At 42.3% G+C, this 19,499-nt stretch carries 16 protein-coding genes; 13 read left to right on the top strand and 3 right to left on the bottom strand.

Annotation, left to right across the window (positions count from 1 at the left end):
- Positions 1–221: 221 nt before the first annotated feature.
- From nudC to EO93_RS15165, 3 genes are all read left to right on the top strand, one after another.
- Positions 222–1,088, top strand: a complete 867-nt coding sequence (gene nudC / locus EO93_RS15175) for an NAD(+) diphosphatase (protein WP_235284295.1) — start codon at positions 222–224, stop codon at positions 1,086–1,088.
- A 14-nt stretch (positions 1,089–1,102) separates the two neighbouring features.
- Entirely contained in the window at positions 1,103–1,372 is a 270-nt protein-coding gene (locus EO93_RS15170; protein WP_052735483.1) for a CatA-like O-acetyltransferase, read from the top strand.
- A gap of 598 nt (positions 1,373–1,970) precedes the next feature.
- Positions 1,971–2,198 (top strand): AN1-type zinc finger domain-containing protein, encoded by a 228-nt coding sequence (locus EO93_RS15165; protein WP_048163407.1) that lies wholly within the window; start codon positions 1,971–1,973, stop codon positions 2,196–2,198.
- A 423-nt stretch (positions 2,199–2,621) separates the two neighbouring features.
- Here EO93_RS15165 and EO93_RS15160 read toward each other — a convergent pair whose 3' ends face one another.
- Positions 2,622–3,227 (bottom strand): pentapeptide repeat-containing protein, encoded by a 606-nt coding sequence (locus tag EO93_RS15160; protein WP_048163406.1) that lies wholly within the window; start codon positions 3,225–3,227, stop codon positions 2,622–2,624.
- A 762-nt stretch (positions 3,228–3,989) separates the two neighbouring features.
- Entirely contained in the window at positions 3,990–4,925 is a 936-nt protein-coding gene (locus EO93_RS15155; RefSeq protein ID WP_048163404.1) for a DUF5655 domain-containing protein, read from the bottom strand.
- 358 nt (positions 4,926–5,283) lie between these two features.
- Between EO93_RS15155 and EO93_RS15150 the strand changes: the two genes are divergently transcribed.
- The 6 genes from EO93_RS15150 to EO93_RS15125 all read left to right on the top strand — a co-directional run bounded on the left by EO93_RS15150 (position 5,284) and on the right by EO93_RS15125 (position 12,051).
- Positions 5,284–6,255, top strand: a complete 972-nt coding sequence (locus EO93_RS15150; protein ID WP_052735482.1) for an alpha/beta fold hydrolase — start codon at positions 5,284–5,286, stop codon at positions 6,253–6,255.
- Positions 6,256–6,479: 224 nt separating this feature from the next.
- Complete coding sequence (locus EO93_RS15145; protein ID WP_048163403.1) at positions 6,480–7,091, top strand: GNAT family N-acetyltransferase; 612 nt, start codon at positions 6,480–6,482, stop codon at positions 7,089–7,091.
- Positions 7,092–7,218: 127 nt separating this feature from the next.
- Entirely contained in the window at positions 7,219–7,647 is a 429-nt protein-coding gene (locus tag EO93_RS15140) for a hypothetical protein (RefSeq protein WP_048163402.1), read from the top strand.
- A 133-nt stretch (positions 7,648–7,780) separates the two neighbouring features.
- A complete protein-coding gene (locus EO93_RS15135) occupies positions 7,781–8,002 on the top strand; it encodes an alpha/beta hydrolase (RefSeq protein WP_048138905.1) in 222 nt (73 codons plus the stop codon).
- A 137-nt stretch (positions 8,003–8,139) separates the two neighbouring features.
- Entirely contained in the window at positions 8,140–10,572 is a 2,433-nt protein-coding gene (locus EO93_RS15130) for a tetratricopeptide repeat protein (protein ID WP_048163401.1), read from the top strand.
- A 396-nt stretch (positions 10,573–10,968) separates the two neighbouring features.
- Complete coding sequence (locus EO93_RS15125; protein WP_048131759.1) at positions 10,969–12,051, top strand: DUF362 domain-containing protein; 1,083 nt, start codon at positions 10,969–10,971, stop codon at positions 12,049–12,051.
- Positions 12,052–12,148: 97 nt separating this feature from the next.
- Here the strand turns inward: EO93_RS15125 and EO93_RS15120 are convergent, their stop codons facing one another.
- Positions 12,149–12,511, bottom strand: coding sequence for an Mth938-like domain-containing protein (locus EO93_RS15120; RefSeq protein WP_048163399.1), 363 nt, complete (start codon positions 12,509–12,511; stop codon positions 12,149–12,151).
- A 215-nt stretch (positions 12,512–12,726) separates the two neighbouring features.
- Between EO93_RS15120 and amrS the strand changes: the two genes are divergently transcribed.
- The 4 genes from amrS (at position 12,727) to EO93_RS15100 (ending at position 19,445) form a co-directional block, all read left to right on the top strand.
- Positions 12,727–13,809 carry an AmmeMemoRadiSam system radical SAM enzyme gene (amrS, locus tag EO93_RS15115; RefSeq protein WP_048163398.1) on the top strand — a complete coding sequence of 361 codons (1,083 nt, stop codon included), beginning with the start codon at positions 12,727–12,729 and terminating at the stop codon, positions 13,807–13,809.
- A gap of 133 nt (positions 13,810–13,942) precedes the next feature.
- Positions 13,943–14,128: a hypothetical protein gene (locus tag EO93_RS15110; protein WP_048163396.1), complete on the top strand. Its 186-nt coding sequence runs from the start codon at positions 13,943–13,945 to the stop codon at positions 14,126–14,128.
- A gap of 381 nt (positions 14,129–14,509) precedes the next feature.
- Positions 14,510–17,755 (top strand): Nramp family divalent metal transporter, encoded by a 3,246-nt coding sequence (locus EO93_RS15105; RefSeq protein WP_156161352.1) that lies wholly within the window; start codon positions 14,510–14,512, stop codon positions 17,753–17,755.
- Positions 17,756–18,254: 499 nt separating this feature from the next.
- Complete coding sequence (locus EO93_RS15100) at positions 18,255–19,445, top strand: methyltransferase (RefSeq protein WP_048163393.1); 1,191 nt, start codon at positions 18,255–18,257, stop codon at positions 19,443–19,445.
- The last annotated feature ends 54 nt before the right edge of the window (positions 19,446–19,499 follow it).

Genomic DNA, 19,499 nt, shown 5'->3' with positions numbered 1-19,499 from the left:
GACCACTCTCCTGCATCGAGCGTGGCAAAAAAAGTAGTGTTACTGTCCATAAGTTAGTCCTCTTGAGCGCAGCGAAAAGGACCGCGTACTCCCGAGGCGCAATTAGGGCGGCGCAACCAGGGAAAGTCACGATTCAGGAAACATATGTTCAAGAGTAAAAATAAAATACTATTGAAATAAAAATAGCCATGCAATCATATATAGAACAAAACCCAAAGAGTATGAGTACCATGACCCCCACAGACAGGGAAAATCCCACTTACCCGACATTCATCGTAGGCATAGAACCGCCAGCCGGAAGGACCGAAAAGGCTCTCTGGTTTATATTCAGGGGCCGTGATGTTCTTCTCAAAATTAAGAAAAATCCCGGAGCTATTCCAAAGCTGCTGGACCCCGGGGAGCTGGGGCTGCCTTCAGTCCGGGAACAGTACCTTGGTATGCTTGAGGGGAAGCACTGTTTTTCTGTTGAGCTTCCTGAGGATACTCCGGCTCCCGAGGGGATGGAATTTGTTGACCTCAAGCAGGCACATTCGGAGATCAGTGAAGGGTGCTTTGAGCTTGTAAATAAAGCCGTGCAGATAATGGAGTGGGACAGGACAAACCAGTTCTGCAGCAGGTGCGGAACAAAGACCTACCGGAAGCCGGGAGAAAGGGGAAAGGAATGCCCTGAATGCGGAGAGCTTTTCTACCCCAGAATCTCGCCTGCTGTCATCGTGCTTATCAGGAAAGGGCATGAGGTTTTACTTGCAAGGTCCCCTGGTTTTCCCAAAGACCTGTACAGCCTGATAGCCGGCTTTGTCGAGCCGGGAGAATCGGCTGAGGCAGCGGTTGCCAGAGAAGTCTGGGAAGAAGTCGGCATTAGAGTAAAAAACATTACTTACTTCGGGACGCAGGCGTGGCCTTTTCCGAACTCCCTCATGATCGGCTTTACTGCAGAATATGATTCAGGGGACATTCGGCCCGACGGGTTTGAAATCGAAGACGCAAAGTGGTTTTCAGCAGATTATCTGCCTGTCCTGCCCGGAAAGATCAGCATTTCAAGAAAACTGATTGACCACTACCTCAAAGAAGAAGGGATGGAAGTTTAAGACGGATTCATAATTTGATTCAGAGTTTTATTCATCCTGTTACGGCCTTTTTTACTCTTTATCTTTTTCAGTATATTCGTCGGACTATAACATTTACGCATATCTCGCACACGGATTTCGGGAACAGGGAAAAAGCGCAGCCCATATTTGAGTGGGGAAAATATCGTGAAAGAGAAGGCAAATTAATGATGCCGTTTGCAGTCCAGGTCCATCATGCATTTGTTGATGGTATTCATATAGGCAAACTTGCGGATAAGCTGCAGAGATATTTGGATGAAGTGTAGATTATAAGCATGATGGGAGAACCAGTAGTTCACTAATTTTTACTTTTCTTAAAGTTATGTCTTCAGAATGCATAGGTTTTACAAAACCTGTGCATGTAGAAAGTTTTTAAATTCTACTCCTAAAAACCTTAAAAATTATCGAATATGTTTGTTCAAGAACTATTTTCAATGTACTGTAAGAAACTTATTTGTTTTACGAAAAGCTCATTGACTTTCTATCTCGTCTAAGTGCTTTTTTCCATAATTTTCAATAATTTCATGCCCATATTTTGTTAAATTATAAATACTTCCCCCGCATAAATAAAATTACACAGTTGTTTATGTTATTTAATATAACAATCTCTGATAGCTCGACATGTGAAAAGCCTCATTACTTTAGTGTCAGGTAGTTCACAACTAAATATCAGACTATATTAGGTGAAAGGAATATGGGATTATTTAGTTTTATAAAATCTATGTTTACAGGAAAGAAGAGTACACAAAAGAACGTAAGTAATAGCCAAATACATGTATGGAACAGCGAAAAAGGCGGTTTTAGTGGGAAAAAAATTAATGGATTCCACAATAAAGGAAAACCACGTTAAGAAGTTGATATACTGTGGAATGCGAAATTTGTGGTAAGAAAGAAGCTTATGGTTTCATCTGTCGTTACTGTGGGAAAAAGTGCTGTTCTGAACATAAAATACCTGAAATGCATGACTGCCCTTACGTTAGTCTTGTTGGCAAACCCGCAAATCCGAGACAAAAAATAAAAAAAAGCCCAGTAGAAAGAGTGAACGATGCAATTTTTTGGATGGATAAAGAAAAGAGAGTTAAGAGGGACTAAGATTATCTGGTGAAAAATATAGGATCTTGCCGATTAATAATAGGTATTGCAACTATTATTACATATTCGTCGATGCAAAACAATCCGATCAAACCCCCCTGGGTCTGCCTGAGAGCACAAATATTCATTACAGGACCGATCCCATAACTAACCTATATTTTTTTGAGAATATTAACCGGAAGAAGCCCTTTTATACATAAAATAATTACATGAAAGTAAAACCGGCTGTTCAGCTGGAATTTCCAGAATAAATTAAAATAAGCAAGAAGTCTTTGAGAATTTTTCAATATTTATTTTTCATACAGTTTACATATATTTACAATATCCTATCTTCTAAAGGACATAATAAAAGCGTTGCTTTCCCTAGTAGACACAGGACAGATCCATTCATTTCTCCTCTGATTATGTGAGTGAATCAATACCTTACACAATTTTGATTCCCAGAACCCGCGCAGCAAGTTCTATTGCCTGCCCGGCATTGACTATAGCCCCTCTGAGTTCATTGTGTGTATCGGATACTGTGATCCCATCAATGATACAATCCGATAAGTCGATGTCTTTGAGTAAGGCTTTAAAGAAATCCGCTCCTGCGAAATTAACCGCCTTCAGCGTGGGCTTCTTTAATCGAACCTCGGGTAAGAAGGCTTCCGTAAAATTACAGTCATGAATGGCGCAGTTCTCCAATACGGAACTTGAAAAATCCGCATATCGAAAGGAACCGTCCGCTAAAGAGGTTTCTTTCATGTGGCTCTTGCTGAAGTTACTGCCATCGCCCTTGCACGTTAATATTTTGGAACCTTTCCAGTAACTTTCCGTAAAACTACAATTCGCAAAATTGCAGTTATCAAACACCGAATTATAAAAGCTGGTTTTTGAGAAATTACATTTGCTGAACTGGCATTGTATAAACTGTACCGATTCAAATTCTATCCTTGCGATATCGACGTCCGAAAGCACCTCGCCTTCAAAGCGCATCCTTTCTATAAAATTGTCATCAGATTGTGCGGCTATAATTCTGCTTTCCAACATACTTCTATCTCCAGATATTGATGTTTCCAAATGATTATACTGTATAGGATTTCACACTAGCAGGCAAACCTATAGTTTTTCCGGTTCTGTTGTAAAAATTACAAATATAAAAATAAAAATTTAGTTTCACAGCAAAGAACCTAAAAAAGCAGAATGTTCCTCAGATGACATGAAAGCGTTAGAATTAACCGAAAAATTACTGAAATTAACAGAAGCTGAACAAAAAATAAGAGACCTGAAAGAACGTCTAAATCTTTTCTACTACCCTGTATAGGATTATCAAAAATTGACTACAGGTGCAGAATTTGGAAACTTAAACAATAAAAGAGCAAATTTTAATCATGCAGTATCATTTAGATATCTAGCAATAGGGATACAAAAGAAAAATTTGAAAAATTCTTGGAAAAGAAAGGCAAAACGGAAGAAGACTCAAATGAATTGAAAAAAGTACTGAAAAATGATATATTAGTCTGTGAAAAAGCGATACAAGAATATCAAAAGATTATAGACAAAATGCATAAACATTTCATAAAACTACGTTCTGCTTTTTTGTGACTCGCAGCCACCTAACATAAAAGAAATAACAGAATTTTCCTAACCATGGGAGTCAGACAAAAAAATCTAAAAAATTGCTTTTTTCTCTGGATTTTCTTTGTATTGTCATGAAGAATGCATGGGAATTGTCACAAAAAAGCGTCCAAATAATATAAAAGGTTGCCATGAAATAAAATCAAAAATCAGTACTCTTTTTTATTTCTTGGATTAGCTAGCTTCATAACTCTGCTGTATTAGGTATTTTGCTTTTTCCAAGTCTTCATATGATCGTATCGTGACTTCTAAATCGCCTGTTCCGTAGTGTCCTATACTTCTAACATCTCTTGTAAAACCTTCTTCTATAGTTATTTGGTCAGGGTCTATCTTGAGATATATCAAGATTTTTTTGTTCTGAGGATGCACTTCTACACATGCAAAGTTTTGTATCCTTTTAAAAGCCACGTAATGTTTAAGAATTTTAATCTGTACATCGTCGCCTAGAGCTTCAATGAAAGATTTTAAAGCCTCATAGCGATCCCGGACTTCTTTGTCTGATTGTTCTATATACTCTACAATTGTTTTAACAGTAAATTTTTTTGTACCATTCGTTTTCTCTACGGTTTCATCAATTGGGGTTCTCGAAATGCTTGCATCTTGCACAGTAGTTGCACCTACAAGATCCAGAAGAAGGAGGTCATCCTCATATTTTTGATAACGGAGTAGTTCAATGTTACTGTTTATCTGCTGTATTGCATGGACATCATATCTTGTAAAATCTCCTGCAATGCATATTAAACGAGGATTACTCCATTCGATATTTTTAGCAATTTTAGCATCAAGGGTTTCCATTACTTTAAGTTTGAACTCAGCTTTGTGGTCAAGAAGCCAGTCCATATAGAATAATCCTTGATTTATCACATTCTCGTTTAAAGCTCTCTTATATTCGATTATCACGGGGGAATTGTTTTCGTCTATACCAAGTGTATCAATTCGCCCTCTATGTGTTTTTCCCGTTGAGTACTCACTCGCAAGAAATTTGATCCCCAGCAATGTTTCGAGATTTTTTTCAATATAGTTTTGAAGAGATTTTTCCAGAGCAATCGATGTACCTTTCAATTCTCTCGCTGAGTTCCCGCTTATTTTAAAAATTCGAGTGTCACTCATTTTTGTTTCCTCTTTCTTGAATTAGATTTACACCTTCAATCTTACATATCAAATAGAAGACATATTAAATAAATCCAGTTATTCACTCTTTGTTGTAATGGAATTTCTATAAAACCAGATAATGTCGTACGAAAATTTTCAATTAAAACTTACATTTTTGAGTTTTGTATAGAAAGTCGGAATGATTAATAAGAGTGCGAGTTATGGGATATTATATAGAGAATTTTTCTATTAAATATTTTGAATGTTGTTGAGAAATAAATTGCTGAACAGTATTCAAAATCGAGAAATTTAGGGGTTGCAAACATGCCTGGACTTAAGTCCGGAGTATAGTGATTACAAATTAGAAGTGGTATTCTTGAAAGAAATTAAGAAAAGAAGCAGGAATATTTCACTAATTATATTAGCATTTTTAATTTGTTCAACTTTTATGCTAATTGCTCTAACTTATCCGAATTACCACGAAACGATGAAGGAAGCACAAAAGCAATTACTTGCGAACAGTACTATTTTGAAAACAGAGTATGGGGATATTGAGTATACTGTAGAGGGAGAAGGGGCGCCTGTCTTATTGATACATGGCGCAGGAGGCGGCTATGATCAGGGACTCTGGTTGGGGAAAGTATTTTTCGGGGACGATTATAAATTCATCTCGGTTTCACGATATGGCTATCTTCGATCATCCATACCGGATAATGCTTCAATTGAATCGCAAGCTGCTGCGTATAAAGTTCTTCTGGATAATTTAAGCATAGATAAAATAACTGTTGTTGGCGCATCAGCTGGAGGTCCGTCAGCCACTCAGTTTGCAAACGACTATCCAGACAGATGCTCAGCATTGATATTGATTTCTGCTGTAAGTATGGGCCCGGCACCAGGTGACCAGGATCCTTTTTATGTTGGTATTATTCACACTATCCAGCAATCTGATTATGCATACTGGCTCGTCACAAGATTTTTTCAATCTACAATTCTGGACCTTATGGGAATTCCAACACAGGTGTACGAAGCATTTAATCCGGAACAGAAAGAATTGGCACAGGAAATGCTTGATATAATGCATCCGATGTCTCAAAGGTATAAAGGCACCATAAACGATGAAAAAATGATTGAATTTTATACCGTACCTGCAGGCAATCTTCGTGCACCAACATTAATTATCCACGCTAAAGATGATGCGCTGGTAAGTTACAAACATGCGGAAAATGCTCACAGTAAGATAAACCAGTCGCAACTGGTATTATATGATACTGGAGGGCATGGAATGTTATCTCAAATGAACAGGACGAGAGTGCTTATGAAAGAATTTCTAAATGAATCCACCTATTAAACCGTGTGGAATTGAACATTTAACTAACCTATTTCCAAAGGCTGTTGGGGATTGACAGGCTGAGATATGGGAGGATCTCCTTAAGTTGCACTATGGGATTATCTCAGAAAGCCAGATGTAAACAAATATAGCTAAAGATTTTAATTTTGATGTCAAAGTGGAGTAATTTATATTTTCAGTCATTGCAGAGACGGATTTATTTTGGAAGGGAGGAGAAAACGACAATGGACATTTCTATCAGATTAGAAGAAGAAAAGGACTTCAAAAGTGTAGAATACATGACAAGAGAAGCATTCTGGGATTTATACAAACCCGGATGTGACGAACATCTTGTACTGCATAAAATAAGAAAAGTACCTGCATTTGTAAAAGAATTGGATTTTGTTGCATGTGATAAGGATACGATCGTCGGCAATATTATCTATTCAAGAGCTAAGGTCCTGAATGAGGAAAATAAAGAATTCGAAGTTTTATGCATGGGCCCATTAACAGTATTGCCATCATATCAAAAGCAGGGGATCGGTTCTTTATTAATGAATCATTCTATCGAAAAGGCGAGGCAGCTGGGATACAAGGGTATTATTATTTTTGGAAATCCCGACTATTATCATCGTTTTGGTTTTGTCAATGCTAAAGAATATAATATCCGGACATCCTGGGGCGATAATTTAGATCCATTTATGGCATTAGAACTCTACGATGGTAGCTTGAGGGGCATTTCAGGAAAATTCTATGAGGACGAGGTTTTTAAAATAGAAAATGAGGAGCTGGAGGATTTTGAAAAGCAATTTCCCTACAAAGAGAAGCATGTTACAGACACTCAATTAAAACTATAAATAAAGAAGGAACACCATGAATTAATTTTTTGAGAAACTTATGGCAGGCCCGGAGCAGGCCCGGAGCAGGCCCAGCGGCAAAAAAGTAGAGAAAATTCTTTGCTAAATAGTGTGGAGTTAAAATCAAATGATCAAAAAGGTTGCAAATTTTATAATATCATTTGTTATTACAACTATTATTTTATTGGTATATTTTTATCTTGCACATGGTTTGCCTGTCGCTCAAGAACTGGAAAAAACGAATATCGTATCTGTGCAAATTGTGCAGGGAAACGAAACCATTAATCTTACTGGCGATGAAGATCTTGAGAAAGCTGTCAATGTTGTAAAAGGATTAAGTTTTCGATTTGGAGAAGCTAATGGCGGACCTGCAGATACGACATGCATATTTTATCAGAGAGATGGTTCCAAAATAGAAATCGGAGCAAACAATGATACCATTTTTAAGAATGGCAAGCAGTATGTTGGTGTGAATGATTCATGTCGACTTTTTGGGAACTTAATTCAAGGTCTTTTTTTCTCGGAAACACTGCAGGATGGAAAACTGTATAATTAACGAATAAGCTTATTCCAAAACTTGATTTAACCGCATTACTTTTGGAGTGGGTTCATTATAACGAAAATCCCCATGCCATCAACCGTTTTTTAATTTCCCTTAATTCATCATCCTGAAAGGTGAGGCCCTGATAATGACGCAGAGAATTAAGGAAAACGGAATGAATTTTGAATGGAAAGTACCTACTGCCATTTTGTACGGTTCGGACGATAATCTATCTGAATGGGAAGAAATTTCAGCATTTGCAGCAAGATATCAAGCAACAGTTAAAGTTCTCGAGCATGGAGAGCATTACTTCCATACGGAAGAACAATTGCAGATGTTTGATATATGGACGGATGAAAATCTGCTGTGAAGTAGCGTAGAAAATGAGCAAATCCTCCATTAAGGAAATAGTAGAAGGAAACAAGACTTCCGGACCTACAATTATTATATGAAAAAACCTATGCTATTTCTATGTCAAGGAAGCTACAAGATTCTGCTTTTCGCTTATTGAAGAAAGCATCCGACGAAATCGATAAAGAACGATATAAAAAAGCCTTTGAAAACCTTGATGAGGTCGAAAAGATCGCAGAAGAGGTAAAGGACCCTGAGATTTCATACCATCTCCTGTTTTTTAAAGGTTTTGCAAAATACAAAATTGACGAACTCGAAGAGTCGCTTGCACTTTTCGGAAAGGCGCTGGAAATTAGCTGGGAGTTCTTTTCAAAAGAACCGGAAAAAGAAGATTACCAGTCCTTTATAGGAGACACGATTGGAAGTATTGGAGATATACTTTCGAAGTTCGAAGATCCCGAAAAAGCAAAAGAATACATCTATCCGATGAAAGGGATATTTGAAAAAGCGGTCCAGGGCTTTGAGAAATTATTGAAATCAGATCCCGAAAATCCAGGATACCTGGAAGAATTCCTGAGAACGCTCGAACACATAGGGCTCTGTTTTGAAGCCGGAGAATTAATCGAAGACTCAGTCCCACTTTTCGATAAAAGATATGATGTCATTGAGAAATTGCTCAAAAGTGAAACGGAAATGTCCGAACACCTCAGCAGCCTTGATGATTCGCTTATGAACTTTGGAAGGATCTGCGATGAAAAGGGATATTTAGAAGAGGCAAAGCACGTTTATGACCGGGCAATAGAGATTTACGGAAAAGTCCTCGATAAAGACCCTGAAAATTCCGAAACCAAAGTTTACCTGAGCTACGCATACCGTTACCTTGCCGCTCTGTATTCGGACCTGGAAAATCTCGAAAAGGCAGAGGAATGCTATAAAGAAGCATTATGCCTGCTGGAAAGTGAGATAGAAGAGGAACCTGAAATCATTGAAATTTCTGAAAATATTCCAGTTTCCAAAAACATTCCGTTTTCTATGGCCCTTGCAGATATGTACAAAGACACAGGTTTAATATTTTCAGATACGGAAGATGCCACAAAAGCCAGGGACTACTATACGAAAGCAAGGGAAACTTTCCGGGGGCTGATGGATAAATACCCGGACCTGCTGGGAGACGATGAAAACCTTGCCAGGGCTTTAGATGAACTTGCAGAGCTGTTTTCGGAGATCGGAGACCTCGAAAATGCAGAAACCTGCTATAAGGACGAACTGCAGGTCTATGAAAACCTGCTGCAAAAAGAACCTGAAAACCCTGAATACTCCCTGAAGCTTTCCGATGTATACAGGGAACTTGGAGACATTTTTGCTGAAGATGACGAAATTGAAAAGGCAAGAGCTTATTATGAGAAGGAAATCGAAATATACGAAACCCTTCACCCCACGGACGCCGATAAGCTCATGTTAGAAGCTAATAAAGCTGATACCTGGAATCAGATCGGGAATCTCTATGCAGAAGAGGAGCCTGAAATTGCAATGCATTACCACGAAAGGGCTCTCCCCGTATTTGAAGAAGCCTTCGAATCTGATCCCGAGAACGAGTTTTTCCATGAGGGGCTTCTCGAAACCCTGACCGGTCTGGGACTGCTGTTCAAAAACAGTCGAGAATTCGGAAAAGCAATCCTGGAGTATGAAAGGGTCCTGGAAGTCCAGAAACAGCTCCTTGAACTGATGCCTCCGGAAAGCTGCCATATGGGCCATGATCTTGAACATGAACATGAACATGAACATGAACATGAACATGAACATGAACATGAACATGAACATGAACATGAACATGAACATGACCTGGATATGGAAACTACATACTTTGAACTTGGAGTTCTGCATTCTGAAATTGGAGACGAAGAAAAAGCCAGCGGCTACCACAGGCAGGCTCTTGAAAGATTTGATCAGATAATTGCCGAACAGTTTGAGGACCCGGAACTCATAATCCTTACATCAAGTAAGGCATTCTTTTTAGGAATGACCCTCCTTGAAAAACTGGAGTCCGAAAATAAAGACTCAAGCATTGCCAGAAAATACTATGAACTTGCCCTCAGAACCATTGAAAAATTATATGAAGCCTACCCGATGAACCTGAAGCTTCAGGAGATGCTTGCCAGTTTTTCCGAACAAATCGGGGACATATACAGGGATGCCGATAAACTGGAAGAAACAATCCCGGAATATGAATATGCATACAGAAGCCTCGAAATCCTGTCTGAAAAAGACCCTGAAAACCCCCTGCACCTCCATCATATGCTTGGAGCTCTGAATAATATAGGGATCGGATATTCGGTTACGGATCAGCAGGAAAAAGGAAAAGAGTGCTTTGAAAAAGCCCTTGCCCTTAACGAAAGCCTGGCAAAATCCGACCCTGAAGACCTTGATCCCCTGAAAAGAAATATTATGCTTTTCAGCAACTACGCAAATCTCCTTGAAGAACTGGGGGATTCCGAAACTGCAAAAGAATACCGTAAAAAAGCTGAAGAGATCGACGCAAAAATGGCTGAAGAAGACCCGGAATGGGTTTCCCCACTTGAAGACATCTGATGTCGAAACCAGAGAAATCTGCGGGCACTCGCTGCCCCATCCTATTTTTTAATCAGCCTCTGAAAACCCACCAGAGGCTCACGAATAGGTCACCTAAAACAAGCAGGAACCTGAATCTTTCGGCCCCTTCTGATTGAAAACCCCTTTATTTCGACCACATTTCCTTCGATCACATTTCTGTCAATCACATTTCCTTCGATCACATAAAACACAGAACTGTGAATTTCTATAACCCCGCAACATCTAAAGATGAATAACAATTAGCTGAATAAAACTTACTTGATAGCGGTAAGTTTTACAGCGTCTTATGTATTAATCTAAGGTTAACTCAAATTTAATTCAAATTCTTTTTCATCAGGAGGGATTTAAACGGCAAGCAAAGTCTATTTTGCAGACCTGAGGGCACAAAACCCCCGGGATAACAACATAAGTAAGATACAGAGGCTTTTTGACGCTGCAGGTTTTGTAGAACTTTTAGGGGTAGACGACCTGACAGCAATCAAGATCCATTTCGGGGAATACGGAAACGACGGGTATATCAACCCGGTCTTTGTCCGGCAGGTAGTTGAAAAGATCCGGGCAGCCGGGGCAAAACCTTTTGTTACGGACACAAATACCCTTTATTCCGGGAGCCGGCATAATGCAGTCGACCACCTGACGACAGCCATTGAGCACGGTTTTGATTATTCGGTCATCCGGGCTCCTCTCATAATCTCGGACGGGCTAAGGAGCCAGAACGTCGCAGAGGTCGAGATAAGGCAGAAGCACTTCAAGACCGTGAAAATCGGGTCCGACATCGTTGCAGCCGACTCCATGATCGTGATGTCCCACTTCAAGGGGCATATTGTTGCAGGGTTCGGGGGTGCGATCAAGAATCTGGCAATGGGCTGTGCGCCTGCAGCAGGCAAAAAGGACCAGCACTACCCCACAAGCCCCCACGTTGTTGAAGCAAAGTGCATCGGCTGCGGGAAATGCGTGGAAATCTGCCCTGTGGGAGCTGCATCCCTTGAAGGTGAAGTCTCCAGGATCGACCCCGTCGTCTGTATCAGCTGCGGGCAATGCATGGAAGTCTGCCCCGAAAGCGCTATCGACCTTAACTGGGAACAGGACATCCCCGAATTCCTGGAGTGCCTGACCGAATACGCATACGGCGCCGTAAAAGGAAAAGAGGGCAGGGTAGGCTATATCAATTTCCTGCTCAAAATCACCCCGGACTGCGACTGTGTGCCCTGGAGCGACGCCCCAATCGTGCCTGACATTGGAATCCTTGCATCAACCGATCCTGTTGCCCTGGACCAAGCAAGCTACGACCTTGTGAACAGGCAGAAAGGGCTTGTAGGCTCTGCTCTTCACTGCAACCATGAAGCGGGGGCTGACAAGTTCAAAGGGGCCTGGCCTAAAGTTGATGGCACCCACCAGCTTGAATATGCTGAAAAAATAGGATTTGGGAGCAGGGATTACGAGCTTGTTGAGATATGAGTTAAACAATTTTTGAGTAACTCTTTCTCATTATTTTTTTAATTTTTTGTCTTTTTTAATTTTTGTGCTTTAAGGGAAGCATTTAGGGAATCGTAACTCAACAGGTCACGTGAAACATTGCAATTACCCTGCCTTTGTCTTTGTTCCAGAGTTTGATTGCTTTTCGGGTTGGAAGGAGTTTTACCTTGCAGTCTTTTTTCCTGAAATAGTTCTTTGCTTTTTTCGAAAGCTCTACATAGCCGGTCTGTCCAGTCCCCATGATGAGCTCCTCTGCCCCCTTTTCGTAAATGTATTTCGCTTCGGCAAGCGAGATTTTATGGGATGTCCCGTAGAGTTTTTTCGAGAGCTTTTTCCTGCGCTTTTCGACCTGTCCGTCCAGGCGAATTAGGATGTCGTGCCCGAAGGTCTTTCTTTTGACCGTAATCGAACCGAACCTTGTGGAATTTATCTCTGGTTTCATGACAATCCTCTTTCAAAACTAAAAGATCTGCTCCGGACACCGAAACAGGGGCCTCTGCAGGAAGAGAAGACGGCAGGTAATATTGTGTATGAGACCACAGGCTTATTACCCTGCAGGAAACAAATGCACAGCACAAACAGGACATAATATTGTTACATCCATTTTGTTACGCCCATTTTCATAATCCCATAGTCTGGAACAGGGGGTTCCGTATAATGATTCAAGAAGCCATGTTTTACGAAAAGCTTGCCGAAAACAAAGTCCGCTGCAGCCTCTGTGCCCACCGCTGCAAAATCAACCCCGGAAAGCGGGGGATCTGCGGAGTAAGGGAAAACTGTGAGGGAACGCTCTTTTCCCTGGTTTACGGAGCAGTTGCAAGCGAGTCAGTTGCACACATCGAACAAAAGCCTCTTTATCACTATTACCCCGGCTCCGTCGCCTATTCCGTCGGGACCATAGGCTGCAACTTCAGGTGCAGGCACTGCCAGAACTGGACGCTTTCCCGGGCTTCTCCGGAAGATGCTGACCTGGGGACGCTCAGCCCCTCCCAGCTTATTAACCAGGCTAAAATGGCGGGTTGCCAGTCAGTCTCCTGGACCTATAACGAGCCCACCGTCTGGTATGAGTATACTTACGACGGGGCAAAACTTGCAAAGGAAGCAGGTCTCGGGACAAGCTATGTGACAAACGGATACATTACCCCCGAAGCCCTTGAGCAGATCGCCCCTTACCTGGATGCCTTCAGCGTGGACATCAAGGGCTTTTCCGAAGCATTCTACCATGACGTTGCCAGTGCAAAACTGGCTCCTGTACTCGAAGCTACCCTACTTGCAAAGAAACTCGGAATCCATGTGGAGGTCGTAAACCTGGTCATCCCCACCCACAACGATTCTCCTGAAGAAATCAGGGAACTTTCCCGCTGGGTTTACGAAAACCTGGGAAAGGACACTCCTCTTCACTTCAACCGCTTCCACCCTTATTACGAGATGAAGGACCTGCCTCCAACGCCAGTGGAAACGCTGGACAGGGCACGCTCGATTGCAATTGAGGAAGGGATGCGTTTTGTATATGTGGGCAATGTACCCGGACACCCCCATGAGAATACTTACTGTCCCGAATGCGGGACCTTGCTGATTGCAAGGGGGTTTTTTGAGGTACAGGAATACAACCTCACCTTGGAGAAGGCCTGCCCGAAATGTGGGGAGAAGATTCCTATTGTGGGGGAGTATGCCGGAAACAGGAACCATATTCCGGATGTAGAAAATAGGAGCCATATTCCGGATATAGAAAACAGGTGAACTAAGAACATCCATTTAAGATCAAGTTTAGTTGATTTATCCTCAAATCTATTTTTTAAAAAGATACATATAGAAGATTCCTCCAGTTAATATATGATATAATAGTACCCAATTTTACTGGAGATGAATGTGAGTGACCATCTGGGAATACGATGTTAAAGAGATCAGGTTCAGTGAGTGGTCAAAGGCAAAAGAAGACCTTAACAACCTGGGTGTTGAAGGCTGGGAATTGATAAAGTGTTCAAACGAGATCGATGAAAATGGCATGACAACAGCTGTATTCAAAAGGCCGGTTGATTACGTTGATGCAGCCTTCTAAAACTCTTTTTTTATGAGCTCTATTTTGCAATCTTTCGGGCTTTAAGCTCCTCATTATTTAATGCAATTTTTTCAATGGCTTCGGGATCTATCTGATCTGTTTTTGTGTATAACTGTGATTCCTGGAAGATTCTTTTTTAATTTATGCATTCCGGATGCAAGCTCATTTTTAATATATACGGAAATTAGCAGATTCATTTTCGGGGCATAACTGTTTTAAAAGAGTAATACTATTCTGATCTTATATTACATAATTAATATATTAATTCTAGGTGCTATAGTGGCTGGAATCAACTCACCTCGAGCTCTAAAAAATGCCTCTGGCTCTACATTTTCTGCACAATTTATTCTACGAAGTAGAACGGGGCGGTTTGCGCCTGTTTTGTTAGACTTGCTGTTTTTCTTAGGGCCTTCTCTGGTTCTTGCCGTCCACATGAGTGTTGACAGTTATCCGGATCTTTTGACTTCCGGGGCGGCATCCAGATACAGGATGCTCTGGGTTATTGGAGTAGCTCTGGTCTATAAATACTGCCTGATCGAAGGACTTTCCAGATATACCCTCGCACAGGGGGAAGATATTTTCAGGGGTTTTCGGCACATTCCGGGCCCTCAAAACTGGGAAGTAATCTTTATTATGTGCATCTACACACTTGAACTGCTGGGTTTCGGAGGCATCGCCTTCTTTGCGGGAACTTTTCTTGTGCAGCTTTTACCCGGACTTTTTTCCGTAAAACTGATGGCAATCTTTTCTCTTATCCTGGCAGGTCTCTTTCTATACAAATGCCCTTATTCATTTTTTGAAAGAATTGTATCTTTTTTTGTATGTCTTATAATAATTGGAACTCTTTACACCTTACTCGGGACTGGAATTCCTTTTGTAGATATGTCCCGGGAGCTTGCTCCTGTTCTTGAAAAAGAGCAGCTTATTACGATTATGGGACTATTGGGAGCGGTCGGCTCAAGTCTTTCCCTCCTGTTCTACTCTACCTGGCTCAAGGAAAAGATTGGGGCCCGGCATGGAGAAGCTTATTTTTCCAGGCATTTCCGAAATGTGAGGCTCAGTCAGGGGCTCGCCTTCTTACTGACAGGTCTCTTTTCCTTTGCCTTCATGACTATCGGACTTTCTTCAGGCTCAAGCACCGATTTCTTCAATGGGATTTATCTTTCGCTCCACAAACTGCCTTACGGAGTTCCGGTATTCGTTTTAACTTCATATGTTGTTTTTGTTGCCCTTATTCTTACCGGGATTGACGGAAGGGCCCGCGCTATTGCTTCGATCCTCAGAGGAACAGGAATAAGTTTCAGGGACGAAACAACGCTCTACAGGGGAATAATTTCCGGGCTTGTAATTATCCTTGCTTTTATAATCATCTTCGGGGAACCCGGGAGTATCCTCACATGGGTTTCTGCCCTCGCATCAATAATGTTTGCATTCATCGGTTTTATGGTAGTCTATCTTGACTTCAAGCTCCCGGCATATGCAAGGGGGTCGAAGTTATGGCGTTTCCTCATGGTTACAGGCAGCTTTTTGTTCCTCCTCGTGGCACTTTTAAAGGAAGAACAGCTCCTGCTTTTCGGGGTCCCTTTGATGGAAAGGGTTACGGTGGTTGCCTTTGTCATATATTTGTTCAGCAGCTCAAAAAATATGAGGTTGGCTCTTGAACGCGGTTTTTCAATGGCTGACAGAGCCCTGATCGTGATAGTCTTCGGCACGCTTTCCATTTACGGAACCACTCAGGCCATTCTCTTTGACGGGGCGTTTATCAACTTCAGGGATCTCGGGCCCATGATAGCAGGGCTAATAGGAGGGCCTGTACTTGGGGGTCTGGCAGGACTTATAGGTGGGCTCTACCGCTATTCCCTGGGAGGCTGGACTGCCCTTCCATGTGCGGTTGCAACAATTCTGGCCGGCGTCCTTGCAGGCTATGCCGCAATTTGCTGGAAGGGCAGGCTGGACTATCTCAGGCTTACCGGGCTTGGTGTTTTCGTGGAAGCTATCCATCTCCTGGTGATTTTTCCTCTCCTTGTATACCCCGCACCTCTTGAGGACATCTTCAACCTGATCAGGAGCTTCTTGCTGCCCATGATCCTCACAAACGTATTCGGACTGGCTATCTTCCTGTACATTCTAAAGGAACAGAGCTTTTTCCTTGAAAACAGGTTCGTTTCACGCTTGCAGAAAGCCGGGGGCCTGAAAGTCTCGCTGCAGACTTTAACCGTCCTGATATCCGTGCTCGCACTTTTAATTTTAGAGGAGAGCTTCATGACAACCGGCATCCAGCTGATCGAACGCTTTGTGGTTGTGGCTTTTTTCCTCTACATTCTCTCCGGGACTGCCATGATAAAAAATTCGCTCAAACGCAGCCTGAGCCTTAAGGAGCAGAGCCTGATGGCGCTGGATTTTGGTTTCCTTTCAATCTACGGGACATTACAGGCTGTCAGTGTAGGGGAAGCTCTGGTAAATTTCCGGGATCTTGGGCCCATGATAGCAGGTTTGCTCTGCGGGCCTTTTGCAGGGGCAGCTGCCGGATTTATGGGCGGCTCTGTTCGCTATATGCAGGGAGGCTGGACAGCTCTTCCATGTGCAGTGGCAAGTGTTGCTGCAGGTCTCCTGGCTGGAGTCTTTTCAAAGCAATGGCAAAAAAAATTTAGTTACATTCGATTTGTTTTCCTTGGAGTCTTTATGGAGAGTATGCACTTATTCGTACTGTTACCTCTTCTTACATATCCTGCACCTCTCTCTGATGTTCTGGAAGTTGTGCGCAGTTTCTACCTGCCGATGACCGCGATAAACGTACTGGGACTTTTATTTTTCCTCTATGTGATCCAGGAACTTAACTCAGTGGACACCGGAAACTTAAAGCCCGCAAGTAAGGTTAATGCCGGAAGAACGGAAACTTCGGTTCTCATAAAGCCGCTTGCAGCCTCCGTTCTTATTTTCCTTGCTGCTGCTAATGACGGCTATCTGCTCAATGTTTCTGTCCCCCTGCTTGAAAGAATGCTTGTTGTTGCCTTTTCCCTATACCTGTTCAGCCGTACGGAAACCCTGTGTGAAGCGGTTGCAGGCCGGATTTCCGGAAGCAGCAGGATCTGGCTTGTAATGTGCTTTGGTTTGCTCTCGGTCTACGGCACGATGCGAGCTGTTCCGGTAGATGGGATCCTGGTCAATTTCCGGGACCTGGGCCCCATGCTTGCAGGGCTTCTGGGCGGCCCGCTTATCGGAGGACTTACCGGGCTTATCGGTGGCATTTACCGTTTAAGCCAGGGAGGGTGGACTGCTGTCCCCTGCGCAGTTGCCACAATTGCCGCAGGGCTTGTTGCAGGAGGCTTTTCGATTTTCTGGAAACGGAAACTTAACTATCCTAAACTCATTTTTTTAGGAGCCCTGGTCGAATGCCTCCATCTCCTGGTAATTTTCCCGCTGCTCGTCTATCCGGCTCCACTGGAGGATATCATGAACGTTATACGAAACTGCCTTCCCTCCATGCTCCTGGTAAACTGTCTTGGTCTGGTCCTCTTCTTGTATATTCTGCGAGAACAGGGACTATATCCCGAAGGGTGCGAAAAAGAGCTTTCAGACGAGATTGTCTCCGTTCCTCCCTTCCTTGGCAGAGATACAACTCGTTGACCTTTTTCAAAATGCAGGTCGATTACGTTGATTCTTCATCCTGGAACTATTTTTTGTAATTAATGATCCCTGACAAATTCGAAATTTAAAAAAGCAAATTGTTAGTTTTGAGATAAGCTCGAGGATAAAATTTCAAGTTAACATTGTTTACATATTTTGCTCTAAGAAAAAACTATTATCTTACCAAGTATTACAATATTTTATCAAAATACTATTTGCAGGGATAAACCGCTTAAAGTTGCCATTTAGAAAAAGAGCCTGTTAAATTTGTCTGGTGCGTCTTTAAACTGGCTAATTCGAGCCTTTTTGAGGTATGAAATGCTCAGGTTTCCAGACTCTTCTAATAAAGGCCTTAAATGGGTGTCTTAAAATATAAACACTTAAAGCAGTCTCCTGCTGCTCTAATGGTTCAATTTGCTTTGTGACTGTATAATTTATGAGCTTATCAGAGAGATATCTAATAGTAAGGACAGACCATATTTAAGAGGAGGAGAGACATATGGGAAATGAAGTGAAAGGCAGCACAGAAAATAGAACCGAGAAAGAAACTGAAACATCTGTTGACCTAATGCAAAAGCCTGTAGTAGATGCCGACCGATTATTCAAGCTTGTTGATTCCTCTGTCCAGGGTCTGAGAGAGTGCAAGCTCATTGCTGCGGCTTTTGAGCTTGGAGTGTTTGAAGCTCTTAAAGTCCCCTTATCAGCAGGAGTCCTGGCTAAAAAACTTGGCTGTGATCCTGTGCTTATGCCCCACTTTTGCGAGTCCCTCCACAATCTAGGGTTCCTTGACAGGTTTGAGGAAGGGGCACATGAGGAAGAGGAAAATGCGCAGATGGAGGAAAAAAACGAAGGCGAATCCGAAGCTGGATCTGAGGGCAAAAACCCTGATCCCGGAGAAAAAAATGGTGGGGCAGTGTACCTGGTCTCGGAACTCAGTGCAACGTATCTTCTGGAAAGCTCTCCGTTTTCTCAGCAGCATTACCTTGCCGAAAGGCTCAGGAATGTTGAACTCTGGGTCCGCCTTCCGCAGATTATGAAGACTGGACCTGAGATTGTCGAGAAAGGGCCTTTTTTCGGGGAGGTCGTCCAATGTATGGCTGAAAACGCTCGCTGTGGGCTGCTTCAGGAAACGGTCCGGGTTGTCCAGGAAAATGTGGATTTTACAAATGTCAAAAAGCTGCTTGACCTCGGGGGAGGACACGGACTCTATGCAATCGCTTTTGCAAAATTGAATGAGAACCTTCAGGCTTTTGTTTTCGACCTCCCGCCTGTTACGCAAAAGACAAAAGATTTCATAGAAAAGTATGGAGCTTCAAGAGTGGATATAATTCCCGGGGACTTTTTTAATGATGAAATCGGAGGCGGATACGATGTTATATTTTCGTCCTTTAATCCCGGAGGAAAAGTGCCTTCCCTTATCCCGAAGATTTCCGAAGCCCTGACCCCCGGAGGCGTTTTTGTGACCAGGCAGGTCCCGGATGAAAAAATGAAATCCAGCCCTCTTCTCAGCCTTGACTGGAACCTCTGGACTTTTGAAGACGTAAAAAAAGGAGGATCAGGATACAGTTTTGAAAACAGCGTCCCCTTTACCGAATATATAGAGATGCTGGGCAGCTACGGGCTTGAAGTCTTCCGGGCCCTTGACATGAAGGACGGGTCAAGGATCGTGTTTGCCTGGAAAGTAGACTGAATTTTGCAGGGTAAGCATAGTAATTCCCCTGCAATTTTTTTCCGCCGCTGGGAG

The sequence above is a fragment of the Methanosarcina sp. 1.H.A.2.2 genome (assembly GCF_000979975.1).
Classification (GTDB): domain Archaea; phylum Halobacteriota; class Methanosarcinia; order Methanosarcinales; family Methanosarcinaceae; genus Methanosarcina.
Note: the sequence above shows the minus strand (reverse complement) of the source record. Positions and strands in the feature narration are given on the sequence as shown.

What these genes read in the sequence shown, in the direction of transcription:
- EO93_RS15160 (WP_048163406.1), bottom strand. Translation starts at nt 3,227, where the DNA reads ATGTTGGAAAGCAGAATTATAGCCGCACAATCTGATGACAATTTTATA.
- amrS (WP_048163398.1), top strand. Translation starts at nt 12,727, where the DNA reads ATGATTCAAGAAGCCATGTTTTACGAAAAGCTTGCCGAAAACAAAGTC.
- EO93_RS15120 (WP_048163399.1), bottom strand. Translation starts at nt 12,511, where the DNA reads ATGAAACCAGAGATAAATTCCACAAGGTTCGGTTCGATTACGGTCAAA.
- EO93_RS15145 (WP_048163403.1), top strand. Translation starts at nt 6,480, where the DNA reads ATGGACATTTCTATCAGATTAGAAGAAGAAAAGGACTTCAAAAGTGTA.
- EO93_RS15135 (WP_048138905.1), top strand. Translation starts at nt 7,781, where the DNA reads ATGACGCAGAGAATTAAGGAAAACGGAATGAATTTTGAATGGAAAGTA.
- nudC (WP_235284295.1), top strand. Translation starts at nt 222, where the DNA reads ATGAGTACCATGACCCCCACAGACAGGGAAAATCCCACTTACCCGACA.
- EO93_RS15140 (WP_048163402.1), top strand. Translation starts at nt 7,219, where the DNA reads ATGATCAAAAAGGTTGCAAATTTTATAATATCATTTGTTATTACAACT.
- EO93_RS15100 (WP_048163393.1), top strand. Translation starts at nt 18,255, where the DNA reads ATGGGAAATGAAGTGAAAGGCAGCACAGAAAATAGAACCGAGAAAGAA.
- EO93_RS15155 (WP_048163404.1), bottom strand. Translation starts at nt 4,925, where the DNA reads ATGAGTGACACTCGAATTTTTAAAATAAGCGGGAACTCAGCGAGAGAA.